Here is a 12,010-nt window from a genome sequence, read left to right as displayed (position 1 = left end):
ATCGAGTGAAACTAGTTTGGAAATATTTGTTTCATCAGACGGGACACAATATAAATGGGATAGAGATAATGAGTATTTTGTGATTTTAACAGATACCGAAATTAAATTATTAAAATTTAAAGTCCAGCTAATGAGTGATGATGAAATACTTAATCGAGAATCTGGAAATGGTATATCTATGGGTATACCTGTTTCTTTAAGCAGAGAACGATTAGCTGGAATTAAAAATAAACTCATTGACATATTAAAAACCGGTCCCTTTATAGATTTCGAGCAGCATGCAATCGAACGAATTGTAGAAGATTCTCTTTTTTCTGATGGCGATCCTCGTAAGAGGGGATGGATAAGCCAAGATGAAGCGAAACGCTGCGTGATGACTGCAAGGTACGTCTCAGGAGTACGCTTAAATGTTGACTTTCAAAACCCTGATAATACGGAAAAGGTTAAACACCTTCACACACAATTTGCATTAGTTATTCAGGGTGAAAAGACTACGGGTGATGGTCGGCTAGTCCTTGTAATATTAAGTGAGAAAGTAATCACCATCATCACTGTGTTATAATAATTAATTGTAGTGGGTATATTCTAAATAAAGTCTAAATGGGGTGAGGTTATGTTGTTGGTTAAACAGCAAAAAGTACAGAGACACGAATCTACGTGTATTTGTGGTGAGCATGCCGAGTTTAGATACGGAACCCGTGATTTCTTTATTGGTACACGAAAAATAACCGTACAGAATATACCCCACTTTTATTGTTCGCGTTGTAACAAAGCGTATTATGATTCGAACTTGCCTGTGGATAAACTTTTACGCTATGCTTACCTAAACAATATGGATGAAATTGATTGGAATAATAAAGAGCGGTACATTTAATTAAGAGTCCAATGTGACTCTTTTTTTGTTAGCAATGTTTTTGGGTGCTCCATCCATTAGTGGATATTTGCCATTTTTTCGTCCATCTTTGAGAAAATAGTTTTTTGCATCAATTTTTAAATCAAACTTTTTAGTAAATGAGCATAGCAAATTCACCCATTTTAATATAGTCAATGTCTATTCTTCATATGAATTATCATAAAATTCTGTGATGTTTTATATATTTACAACTTGGAGTATCCATTTGATATACATATACCTTTTTAAATCCAATTCGGCCAAATTGTCTAAAGGAAGAATTAATAATCTCGATATTATTTGCAGGATTTGCAGTACTAAATATATTAACTGTTTCATACTTAGTGTTGTATTTACTTACAATTTTTCGTATTTCAGATATAAATTCAGGATTTTTATACCTTTTACCTTGAATATCTTGACTCGTTCTGACAGTTATTCTAGGTAAACCTCTTAATTCATCGGGGAGCGATTGTAAGCTTATTTGATATGTATCCTCCAAAATTAAATTTAATGTGGAAGTGCTTTGATTGAAATTCTCACATAATGTTTCTGTCGTAGTTTCTTCCTCTTGAAATTGTTTACCAGCATCTGGAATGATTGTATGAAAAGTATTATTCAGTACCAGCTTAAACTGCAAATAAATAGGAATTCCGGCTAATTGTATTTTGTTATACCCAAGAATCTTGGAGTTGATCCAAAAGAAAATATAGGGATACTCATAATAAATAGTACCTTTTCCATTGTATATCGCATCTTTATTATTTTTTCTAATAAAGTACATTAATGAAACAAAAATGAGTATGCCTAAAATAAAAGAGAGGCTAACATCCATCCGTCTCATTACGCTTTCCAAAACAACACGATAATATTTGTTAGGCATTAGCCCCATATATAGATAATGGCTTTCTATTTTTGTTAGGAAGAAAAGTGGGAGGAGAGGAAAAAAAATTAATAGGAGAACAGGTACAATAGTCTTAACAAAAAGATTCCAATAATTCCAACACATGTTTTTTCTATATTTTAATTTTCTTAATCTCATAGAGTTTTTTACTCCTCTTTTCACCTAACCAAATGCAAAGCTCCTCGATCCCAACAATCATAAAAATACACGCATAGAACTCATCATTTAAATTATCACTAAGTATATGTTTCCAACTTTTTAAATCAATATGGGAAGGGCGAGGAAACTTTTCAGGGTGGGTGTGCCAATCGCCTAAGTAATTTATATAACCGCCACTTGTTTCCCAATACTTATCTAATATTTGTTGATGCTGCTGTTTGTTTTTTTTATAGGACGTACGCGTTGCCTTATACTTCCGACTAAAATTCCACCAGACTCATCTGCGCTTTTGGTTATCTGTCGAAAAGATAATAAACCTAAAATTACTTGTGCATCTATAAATAGCTTTTTATTGTTTTTAAGTAATATCAATTTGCTCTTCACCGCACGCTTCACATTTTTGAGCATAAAAATCTAATTCTTTCTTTACTCCCTCATTACCGAAGGTGAAGTACCTTTTACTAAGCCTATATCCGTCTCTTCTGAATAGTGTAGTATCACCGGTCCAAGAAACTAGATAATTTTTATTAATATTATTTTTAAGAACCTCAATTAAGTTTTCAATAATACAGGCAGTTTCTTTAAGTATAGTAAGTGAACCATATGGGATGTATCTAGAAGTACAACTAGCTAGAGAACGCGTAAAAGATTGTCCCTTTTCAGCAAACGATGCTCTATTATTGACCAATTCGCCATCTGTTGAAGTATAGAGTGTATTTGTCAACTGAAAAATCCCCCATATAGTCATTTAAAATTCCCCCACCTAGCTTATCCAGTTCGTGGGGGGGAATGGAGTAGAGATTAACCCATTTGTTGCCGTTCCAACCACGCTTTCGTTTCTTTCATTCGATAGGAAGTGCCATTCATATTGACCAAATACGCTTGATGCGTGAGTCGATCAATCATTGCTGCAGTCATGACGGGATCCTGAAAGATTTCGCCCCATCGTTCAAAGGACAAATTTGTTGTAATGATGGTAGATTTTTGTCCAGCCCGTAGTGAAAGATGGGTAAATAAGAGTTCTGCACCTTCCTTGTCAAAAGAGATATAACCCATCTCATCCAAAACGACCAAATCATATTTTTCAAAGCGGGTTTGAAAGGCGCGAAGCGTCCGTTCTGATCGACACTCTTTCATCTGATTAATGAGCAGGGGAACCGTTGTAAACCAAACGCTATACCCTTCCTCACACGCTTTGATGCCAAGACCAATGGCTGTATGGGTTTTCCCGGTTCCCGGATTGCCGGCTAAAATAAGATTTCTTCCATCCTGGATGAATTGAAGGGTTCTCAGTTGTTTGTAGTTCTTTTGGGCATCCTCCGGCAGGTCCTGAACAGACAGATCTTCCAGATATTTTTTGTATGGAAATTTAGCACGTCGAATACGATTAGCCTGTGCGGTCTGCCTTCGGGCATCCCATTCCTTTTGCAGGAGTTCTGCTAAAAAAGTTTCATAATTGATATCACGAATCACCGCATCTTTAATCTGTTCTTGAAAGCATTCACGAATGGTCGGTAATTTAATAGCCTTACAATATTGATAGATGCTGTCGTTTACATGGGTTATCTTGTTCATACGCATACCTCCGCCTGCTGCCCAACCCTTGTCGTGTTGAATAATTCGTCATAAAGTTTGAGATGCCGCTCTGCTTGACTTGTAATCGTTTTCGTTTCCTCTGATGTGAGCACGTGAACCGTCTTGGGCATTCGATTTTTCGCACAGACGGCTTTAATTTTATCAGTGGTCACATGTTTCGGACCTATTTGCTTAAGCTCCTGAACGCTTCGCTCAATCTCCGGTAGTGTGGCTTTTTCTTTTAGATAATGAATCAGTTCTATAAAATCGCGCTCGCGGCTGATATAATAGGTCGTGTAGATATTTCTGATTTTGGGATCTGCCTGTTGCAGTGCTGTGCTACCAGCTAATGCACCAGGCTTTTTCCTTAGGGTTTCAAGGTAGTGCTCAATCTGAAGCCCCCATTCATGACCACCGGTCAGCAGCTGATGCTCGGCAACTTTTTGTTCGTTATAGAAACAGTGAATTCGGTTCGTGTAAATTTTAACCTGAACCTGTTCACCGACTAAATGATCCGGAACCGAATAGTGATTTTGATCAATCACAACCGTCGCATACTTGTCCACACGCAAAGTAGCGTATCGAGCGGCATCGAAGGGCTCAGGCAGATGCAGAAAGAAGGGGCGTTCAGTCCCCAGGTTCACTGTAGGCGTCTGATCGTTATACGAGCGTTCCTTTTGATTTAATCGCATACATATGTGATACAAATAGTTATTTGCCTCCTCGAGGTTTTCAAAAGAATCTTGAAAGGCAAACGCTTTTCTTCGAATGACCTCCACGCTCCGCTCGACATGTCCCTTCTCATTTCCACGCCTTGTATTACAGAAGCGAAAAGCGAATCCATAGTAGATTGAGAGTTTAAGTAAACCGTCAGTTGGTTCCTTTTCGTTCGGTCCGACAAAGCGTTTGACAGCCACTCGCATATTGTCGTAAACCATGGTGTGATAGACACCGCCCATTTCTTGGAAGAACTTCGCATGCGCTTCTTGAAAACACTCTGTTTTTTGTTTCGCAAACAGATAAGCCATTCGATAATTGCCATAAGCGGATGTAAACACAGCCATCTGAAATGTTCTCAGCTTTCCCCCAATCTTTATTTTGACTTCACCCCAGTCAAATTCACAAATGTCTCCAGGCGTATAAGACCCTTTTATATAAGCCTCCTTCGCTTTTTTCTCGATGGATCGAACGGTTCGAAGAACCGTACTGTAACTGATAGGAACGCCTCCTGCCTGCAAGGATTCGAAAATATCCATCGGTTTCTTTTGTTGCTTATGGAGTCCCTGCCTCCGTTTATTCTCATTTTCATTAAGATGATTCCGGATCATTTGTTTAATCGCATCCGTTACAACGCGCTTTTTCCGGTTATTCACGCGATACTTCGGCGCTTCAACTAACTCCTGAATTAATTCACCTCGATCAACTTCATGGTTAGCCTCTTGTAGCTGTTTTAATTTCTCCTCGTAGTCATTGATGTATTTACGAATCGTTTTTCGATCAACGCCTGTTTCTCCCGCAATCTCTCTTTGGGATTTCCCTTCTCTCAAATACATTAATAAGATCTCTTGCTTCTGCTTCAAAACAATCATCATCCCAATCTCCCCACAAAAGAAGTCATAGTCTGTGGGTTTATTATAATAGAATGGGGGAGTTTTCAGTGACTATCCTGGGGTACTTTTAGATTACTATATACAATAGAGGCATTGATAGCATCCCCTTAAGAAGGGATTAATCACTAGTAAATGCCCGCCAATACCGTATGGATCCAACCAACCATATATACATGTAATATTCCTCTTCTTAAAAATTTGATTAAGTTTTAAAGAGGTCATTGTATCTCCAACACAAACTATAACGCAATCACAGTCATCGAAATAATCAGGACGTTCATTAAATATATTTAGAACATTAATTCCTTCACATTCAATATCAGCATCTGGAAAATCTCTTAATATTTTTTCTTCGAGCACATCGATTTTTAATTGTGACGATCCACCTTTAAATAGCGACGATGCACCAGCTTCGTGTCGATATATATTATCTATATCAAGAAAGTCATCATCTATCATCTTGATTCTTTTTACACCTAATCTTGAGACCTCCATTGCTACTTTGCTTCCTACTGAACCTAATCCAACAATTGCAACACACTGATCTCTATAAAGCGTCTCCCGGCTGGTTCTCTCAATAAGAAAATCTTGATCATACCTTTTTAAGCTGATTGGTTCTACGATAAAATTTGACATATTAGTTTTCAATGGATGAGCTGTATTCTTGTAATGTGGAATAGCTGTTTTTCGTTTAAACCAAAAACCAATTAAGGCAATATTAGATTCAGACACCGGAATCGAAACTAAAACAATACTTTGCCTGAAATTTATTCTTTTAAAATAATTATTTAAATAGTGCTTTGATGAGGAAGAGATGTTATGAAAAATAACATCTTTTATCCAAGAGATAGATAACTTTTTCTTAAAGTTGAATGGAAATATTTGATTTTTTCTAAGCGGTACGTATAATGCTGGGAAACGTTGATTTTTGGTTATCTCATTATTATAAATTGCTTTTATCATAGCTACTTCATTGGAATCATTGGTGTCATAAAAAATAAAATGATCACTTAGAAATGTATAGCCAATTGTCCTTATTAAGTTGTCAACCTTTATGAAACTATCGGCCGGTATACATCCATCTAGAAGCATCCAATAAGAAAGAAACTCAGTTCTGAGATCCTCTTTATTTAATTTTTTAATTCCAATTTCGATCAGATTCAGCGCTCTATTCAAAGATTCAGCCACAATTTCTTCAGGTCTAGAATAATCTAGCAATATGTTGTTACTTTCTGTGTAGCAAACAAAGCCGTTTTTTTCAATATGTGGCAACATATTGGACAGATCCAAGTAATTATCAATATAATATCTTGGTAAACTGAAAGGGAATTTTTTATCCACATAGAAAACAATACGAAATGATACTTTATTAAATGTATAATTTCCAATCAATGATACAGAAGAATTTTCCCAGTTTTTTTGTTTTGATAATTCACCATTATAAATAGTAATATCAGAAAGGCGAGTTGATAAAATTTTAATGAAATTCATGATTTTTCCCCAATTAAGCTGATGGGTAATCGTTAACGATAGCACTATGTGTTGTACGAACGAAATTGTTATTTAAATCTGTTTCTTTGACTGGGAAATCGTCACCAAATTCACTATGCAATAGACCAGTTGCTATGCTGATATCAGTTTCTCCGTTAGCTGATTGTAAATCCTCTAATAATTTATCCAACTTTTCTTTAAATTTGTTCATTTGGTTATCAGAGACTTTTTCATAAATATCAGTAAATGGTTTTACTGGCAAATTTACTTTTAATCTATAATTATGCACAATATTTCCATCGCTATCAATGTTAATGCCATCCGAAAAATTATTAATCATATTTTGTATAAATTCAATTAACGAATCAATATCCCTTGGTGTTTCATCACCTGTGAGAAAATCGTTATCAATTTTCGGATAAAAATAACTTAAGCCAGCAACTGTAATTCCGATACCATTGGGTCTATGAACATCACCATCAAATTTGATATCTTTCCATCTCTTTAAATATCGAATCGTTCTCCTGAATTGCTCTCTTTCGTGATCCTTATACTTATTCAATACTTTATTTTTCAATTCCTTGGGATCTGCTTCTTCCCATATTCTATTTTCAGGAGCACTATTTTCTTTACCACGAGCTAAGAATAAAGAGTTATTGTCGTTAATATAAATCGCAAGGTCCACATGAACCTGCTTTTCTGCATTTTCAAAATTTACCGTTACACAAGGACTTTTTATTTTGACATCATCATATTCATTCAGCAGTGCATCTCTTATGAGCTTTTTTAATTGAACTGGATCACTATAGTCATCTCTCCTTGCGTCAAAAATAAAACCAATATCAATATCGAAATCGCCACCACTAACAGCATTAATTCCAGTCTTCATTGCATAGCTACCTTGATGAAAAATTTCATGGCTAGGGGCATCAGAATCAATATTCTCTTTTATAACATTGAGGACTTCTTCTCGACTGTCTCTTAATATTTGATTATCATCATCATCCAGTTTAATCGTTTTGTGAAAATCATTAAAATACTTTTGTAACCCGACCATATAAAATCGCTCCTTCCTATCATATATATAGTATACAACAAAACAAGAAATATCTATATATTGTAAGAACGAATGTTTGTTTTTACGTATTTTTTATTCGATTCTAGATAGACGAAAAGTCTACCAATGTATATACGCTATCACCGGTGTAGACTCCCATTATATATCCTATAGCTTTCATGGCCTGGAGAACTCGTTTTTAATTGTCCCCATCTATGAGCTCATTCAGGTTTTCTACGTTTTAACAACAATCAGTCAAGTCATGAAGCAGCCTATAAATTAAAAAAAATGAATCGAACGATTGTTTTATGTATGAAAATTAGTTTCTGGCACGTTGCTCTACATAGAAACCAATAATCATTTCCAGAACAAGTATCCAATTGGTGTTGACCATAATCAACTGTAGCAATCATAATTTGAATCACGTCCTAATGCTTAAAAAACTTGTTATAAAATACTTGATAATGCGCATTAAAAACGAAACTTATTTGCCCGATGATCCTTTGTATCTTTAAACACTATCTGGGTGACATTACGTAAAAAACGACTCAGTACCTTTCGATCATATTTATGCTGAAGCTGTTGGCCTGTTAGATTAGTGGTGAGTATCGTTGATTTATCTTGTCTCGCATTTCCAATTGCATATAAAACACGATGAACAAAATCCGTTGCTGCTTTATCTGTCTCACTTGATCCTGTCTCGGCTCCTAAATCGTCTAAAACTAAAAAATCGGTTTTACTCAATAATTTAATAAAAGTGGCCTCACTATGCAAGCTCCCTGAATGTGAAAAATTATTTCGTATTTCTCTTAACATTTCTTCAAAATTAATAAATAGGCATCTATATCCACCTTGATATATTCCCTTTTTCATGTTTATTTCTAAATCCTTTTTCCCTATTTCATTTATTTGTTTAAGAATACTCATGGCTAAATGGCTTTTTCCAGAGCCTTGTTTGCCTGCTATCCATAAATTAAAGTTATCTCCCTTTTTTAATCTTTGAAAGGATTGAATAGCTTTATCTTTATTTTTGATCTCTTCTTCCTCTTCAGTTATATAGGTATTAAATGAGGCATCCCAAAGTGTTGCATCAGGTAGTAAGCTATATCGACTTAGCCATTCGCAGGTATCTCGGGAAGTTACTTTCATGAGTACTTTAGCCGATAACTTGCGATCTTCTTCCTCCTTTTTTTCTTGGACGCATTTTGGACACCATGAGTAAGTATGTCTCTTTAGATTACCGACGAGAAATGGTACCTGATGTTTCGGACAAAGTTCTTCTGATTCAGAAATCGAGAAACCCGGCATAATCATCTGTGTGATCGCCTCCGACTTTTTCATTTTTGATTCTTCCTTTCTCATTAAGATATCCCTCAAATTTAGGACCAAACAAGGTTTCGGGCCGAAGATATTTGTTCATCTTTGGATCGTCTAACCATTGACCTGTTTTCTTATCAATGACTTTTTTAAAATCCGCGATGGTAAATCCTTCAAGCAATCTTGCATGAATCAGGGTTTTCGTCTTTTTTGTGGTAGGTTTATAGTGTGCAGCAGTAGCTTTATTGAGATAATTAATTACTTCGATAAGAGACTTATTTTGACTGTTACTTTTAAAACTGTTATTAATAGCACTGTTGTTATTCGATCTATCATTTTGACTTTCAACCGCTCTCATTGTGATTACTGTCAAAACGTAAGTGGTCAAATATTATTCGATAAACGTTAGTTTTGTTCCGTTGACCATCGTATCTATTTTCGATACGAATATATCCTAAGTCCACTAGACTTTTTCGATGATTGTAAAACCTCCTTTCACTGATTCCCAGGCAGTGACAGATAAAACGAACACTGGGGAATGCCGAATCGCCTTTTCCAGCATAGGAACAGATAAATCCATAAATTGCTTTTGCCTCAATGCTCAGTCTTTGATCTTTCATCGTCTTTTTGGGAATAATCCCATAGCCTTCTGAGAGAAGCCCCTCTGAATTTATTTCATTATTCAATGAGATTCACCTCACTTTAATGGATTGAGCAATAATTCTTGATCAAATTTGTCTAATCTTTTTCAAAAATTAGTGATTGGCTCATTGACTATTTTTAATGTTCCTTTTTTGGAACATCTAATTCAAAAAAATATACCACAGGGATGCCTAAACGCTGGTTTAATAATTTAACTTCTTTTAGGGTAAAATCCCCTCCAAACCCGTTTAATTTTTTACTTACTGTTCCAGGTGTCACATTAATAATATCTGATACATCTTTATAGCTCAGTTCTCTCTCAACTAAAAAAGCCTTAACCTTAAGATATGGAACTCGATTTTTAATTCCCACTTGATCGCCTCCTTCATAGTTCCCATTCGGGAACACCATCAATATAATACCTTCATCTTCCAGTGTCAATGTTTATTCCAATAAGGGAATTAAAGATTCCTTTTAATGTTGCAATAATGGAACAATCAGAATATAATGTCCTTATAACAGGAATGCAAACAAGGAGAAAACGAAATGGAAACCTTCGGCCAAAAACTAAATTATTTAAGGAAAAGCCATAAGCTGAGTTTAGATGATTTAGTAAAGCAGTTGAAAGACCGCTATGAGACTAATATAAGTAAATCGATGATATCGAGATACGAAAACGATAAATCAGATGTAACGCTTGAAAATGTGCGCATATTCACCGATTTTTTTGATGTTCCTCAAGACTATTTTATTAAAGATAATAAAAAACTTGATAATAGCGGACTTCCAAAATTGAGCGTTAAAGAAGAACATGACATTGGAAAACAGCTAGAAAAGATTTTAAAAAACATGGACGATGGAACAGCCTTAGCCTTTGATGGTGAACCCATGGATGACGAAACCAAAGACCTCGTTCGTGCCGCAATCGAAAGTAACTTACACTTAACAAAAAAACTTGCGAAGAAGAAATTCACACCAAAGAAGTACAGAAATTGGGAGTGATTTTATGGATTGGATTTTGAAAATACTTGATTATAATATAAAGTGCTTCAAAACTGCCAATCCATTCGAATTAGCTGAAGCCCATCATATCATCATTCGTTATCTTCCTTTAGGCAAAACACAAGGCTTCTATATGAAAAATGCCAGGCACCAAGTTATCACAATGAATACAGACATTGATGAGGTCGATCGTCTTTATGTATGCTCTCATGAATTGGGTCATGCTCTTCTTCATCCTAATGAGAATACCCCATTCATGAATCAAAACACACTGCGATCCAAAGATAAAATTGAAGTTCAAGCACATTTCTGGGCAACCCAACTCTTACTTCGTTTTAAAAAAGTCAATTTGCTAGGATATGAAACGACTAAACTACTTTGCATGGAGAATGGGATTCCTTATGAGATGGAACGATTCATTTCTACAAATAATAATTCTTTTTTTACTCAGGAAAAGAACATACGTGCCTTTGAAGGAGGTGATGATTGAAAGACTAAAGGGGAAGGAGGTGAAAAAATACGGCTTACTTTCGTAAATTAAAATCTGGATGGCAGTACCGAGTGAGCTATAAAGAAGGAAATAAATATCGCGAAAAAGCGGATAGCGGTTTTAAAACAAAAAAAGAGGCACAACTTGCTGCAGCTGTCATTGAGGAAAGATTGCACAGAGGAGCCAATATAAACAGAGCCGAGCAGACATTCTGTTCCTACTTTAGAAATTGGTATGAAACTTTCCGTAAAGGCAAGAAATCCTCATACAATGACCAAGAAATCGAACGTGCTGTCCGATTCGCTGAAAAATCATTTCCTGGAGTCAAATTTAAAGATCTTGATCGGGAAATGTATCAAAAAGCTTTGAACAACTTTGCAAAAAACCATGCAACTGCCACAGTCCGAAAGCATCATATTTATATGAAAGCCTGCATTCAGGACGCTCTTAATGATCATGTGATTTTTAGAGACCCGACCTATAAAGCGGTTACCATCGGAAACTCTCCTGAAAAGAAAGAAGCAATGAAGTACATCAATTTCTCTGATTCACAGCGACTGATTACTGAACTAAGGAGTAATTTACAGCCACGATACATTTCCCGGTACATGATCCTTTTTGGCCTTGCGACCGGCTGCCGCTTTGGCGAAATGCTTGGAATGACCTGGAACTGCATAGATACAAAGAAGCGGACAGTCAGGATCAACAAGACTTGGGACTATCACAGCACACAAACTTTCGGTACGACAAAAAATGAAGCTTCAAATCGAGTGATCCGTATTGACAAGGCGACCTGCTCTTGGTTAAATGAACTGAAAATGGAGCAAGATAATTCAATCAATAAGCTGAACCTACTGGAGAGTGAAAAGTT

General features: G+C 35.8%; 15 protein-coding genes and 1 pseudogene. 5 read left to right on the top strand and 11 right to left on the bottom strand.

Annotated elements, in window-relative coordinates; genetic code table 11:
* Together SIN01_RS12040 and SIN01_RS12035 are read left to right on the top strand one after the other, a co-directional pair.
* Positions 1–562: hypothetical protein (locus SIN01_RS12040; protein ID WP_307723000.1), on the top strand; the 562-nt coding region annotated here is incomplete at its 5' end.
* A 51-nt stretch (positions 563–613) separates the two neighbouring features.
* On the top strand, positions 614–874 hold the full coding sequence (locus tag SIN01_RS12035) for a YgiT-type zinc finger protein (protein WP_010025321.1): 261 nt from the start codon (positions 614–616) through the stop codon (positions 872–874).
* 196 nt (positions 875–1,070) lie between these two features.
* Here the strand turns inward: SIN01_RS12035 and SIN01_RS12030 are convergent, their stop codons facing one another.
* From SIN01_RS12030 to SIN01_RS11980, 11 genes and pseudogenes are all read right to left on the bottom strand, one after another.
* A complete protein-coding gene (locus tag SIN01_RS12030) occupies positions 1,071–1,934 on the bottom strand; it encodes a hypothetical protein (RefSeq protein ID WP_010025322.1) in 864 nt (287 codons plus the stop codon).
* Positions 1,909–2,175, bottom strand: a pseudogene (locus SIN01_RS15705) (Mov34/MPN/PAD-1 family protein); the annotation flags it as partial. The gene SIN01_RS12030 and the pseudogene SIN01_RS15705, both read right to left, overlap by 26 nt.
* Before the next feature lie 138 nt (positions 2,176–2,313).
* Entirely contained in the window at positions 2,314–2,679 is a 366-nt protein-coding gene (locus SIN01_RS12020) for a hypothetical protein (protein WP_141306101.1), read from the bottom strand.
* Between the two features lie 77 nt (positions 2,680–2,756).
* A complete protein-coding gene (istB, locus tag SIN01_RS12015) occupies positions 2,757–3,530 on the bottom strand; it encodes an IS21-like element helper ATPase IstB (RefSeq protein WP_010025324.1) in 774 nt (257 codons plus the stop codon).
* Positions 3,527–5,119 (bottom strand): IS21 family transposase, encoded by a 1,593-nt coding sequence (gene istA / locus SIN01_RS12010; protein WP_010025325.1) that lies wholly within the window; start codon positions 5,117–5,119, stop codon positions 3,527–3,529. The genes istB and istA overlap by 4 nt, the downstream gene beginning before the upstream one ends.
* Positions 5,120–5,215: 96 nt before the next feature.
* Positions 5,216–6,631 carry a ThiF family adenylyltransferase gene (locus SIN01_RS12005; protein ID WP_010025328.1) on the bottom strand — a complete coding sequence of 472 codons (1,416 nt, stop codon included), beginning with the start codon at positions 6,629–6,631 and terminating at the stop codon, positions 5,216–5,218.
* 13 nt (positions 6,632–6,644) lie between these two features.
* On the bottom strand, positions 6,645–7,688 hold the full coding sequence (locus tag SIN01_RS12000) for a nucleotidyltransferase domain-containing protein (RefSeq protein WP_010025329.1): 1,044 nt from the start codon (positions 7,686–7,688) through the stop codon (positions 6,645–6,647).
* A 471-nt stretch (positions 7,689–8,159) separates the two neighbouring features.
* Positions 8,160–9,050 (bottom strand): ATP-binding protein, encoded by an 891-nt coding sequence (locus tag SIN01_RS11995; protein WP_084688930.1) that lies wholly within the window; start codon positions 9,048–9,050, stop codon positions 8,160–8,162.
* Positions 8,974–9,363 (bottom strand): conserved phage C-terminal domain-containing protein, encoded by a 390-nt coding sequence (locus tag SIN01_RS11990; RefSeq protein ID WP_010024614.1) that lies wholly within the window; start codon positions 9,361–9,363, stop codon positions 8,974–8,976. Before SIN01_RS11990 ends, SIN01_RS11995 begins: the two co-directional genes overlap by 77 nt.
* Positions 9,350–9,691: a helix-turn-helix domain-containing protein gene (locus tag SIN01_RS11985; protein ID WP_010024616.1), complete on the bottom strand. Its 342-nt coding sequence runs from the start codon at positions 9,689–9,691 to the stop codon at positions 9,350–9,352. The genes SIN01_RS11990 and SIN01_RS11985 overlap by 14 nt, the downstream gene beginning before the upstream one ends.
* A gap of 94 nt (positions 9,692–9,785) precedes the next feature.
* Positions 9,786–10,019, bottom strand: coding sequence for a helix-turn-helix domain-containing protein (locus SIN01_RS11980; RefSeq protein ID WP_039745262.1), 234 nt, complete (start codon positions 10,017–10,019; stop codon positions 9,786–9,788).
* Between the two features lie 174 nt (positions 10,020–10,193).
* On the opposite strand from SIN01_RS11980, the gene SIN01_RS11975 reads away from it, so the two are divergent.
* The 3 genes from SIN01_RS11975 to SIN01_RS11965 form a co-directional block, all read left to right on the top strand.
* Positions 10,194–10,649, top strand: coding sequence for a helix-turn-helix domain-containing protein (locus SIN01_RS11975; protein WP_010024618.1), 456 nt, complete (start codon positions 10,194–10,196; stop codon positions 10,647–10,649).
* A 4-nt stretch (positions 10,650–10,653) separates the two neighbouring features.
* Complete coding sequence (locus SIN01_RS11970; protein ID WP_010024619.1) at positions 10,654–11,139, top strand: ImmA/IrrE family metallo-endopeptidase; 486 nt, start codon at positions 10,654–10,656, stop codon at positions 11,137–11,139.
* 71 nt (positions 11,140–11,210) lie between these two features.
* The coding region (locus SIN01_RS11965; RefSeq protein WP_141306099.1) for a tyrosine-type recombinase/integrase at positions 11,211–12,010 on the top strand (800 nt) is incomplete at its 3' end.

It is taken from the genome of Sporolactobacillus inulinus (assembly GCF_006539285.1).
Classification (GTDB): domain Bacteria; phylum Bacillota; class Bacilli; order Bacillales; family Sporolactobacillaceae; genus Sporolactobacillus; species Sporolactobacillus inulinus.
Note: the sequence above shows the minus strand (reverse complement) of the source record. Positions and strands in the feature narration are given on the sequence as shown.

Coding starts and splice junctions, on each gene's coding strand:
- SIN01_RS12005 (WP_010025328.1), bottom strand. CDS start 6,631: ATGAATTTCATTAAAATTTTATCAACTCGCCTTTCTGATATTACTATT.
- istB (WP_010025324.1), bottom strand. CDS start 3,530: ATGAACAAGATAACCCATGTAAACGACAGCATCTATCAATATTGTAAG.
- SIN01_RS12035 (WP_010025321.1), top strand. CDS start 614: ATGTTGTTGGTTAAACAGCAAAAAGTACAGAGACACGAATCTACGTGT.
- SIN01_RS12030 (WP_010025322.1), bottom strand. CDS start 1,934: ATGAGATTAAGAAAATTAAAATATAGAAAAAACATGTGTTGGAATTAT.
- istA (WP_010025325.1), bottom strand. CDS start 5,119: ATGATTGTTTTGAAGCAGAAGCAAGAGATCTTATTAATGTATTTGAGA.
- SIN01_RS11975 (WP_010024618.1), top strand. CDS start 10,194: ATGGAAACCTTCGGCCAAAAACTAAATTATTTAAGGAAAAGCCATAAG.
- SIN01_RS11990 (WP_010024614.1), bottom strand. CDS start 9,363: ATGAGAGCGGTTGAAAGTCAAAATGATAGATCGAATAACAACAGTGCT.
- SIN01_RS11970 (WP_010024619.1), top strand. CDS start 10,654: ATGGATTGGATTTTGAAAATACTTGATTATAATATAAAGTGCTTCAAA.
- SIN01_RS11995 (WP_084688930.1), bottom strand. CDS start 9,050: ATGAGAAAGGAAGAATCAAAAATGAAAAAGTCGGAGGCGATCACACAG.
- SIN01_RS12000 (WP_010025329.1), bottom strand. CDS start 7,688: ATGGTCGGGTTACAAAAGTATTTTAATGATTTTCACAAAACGATTAAA.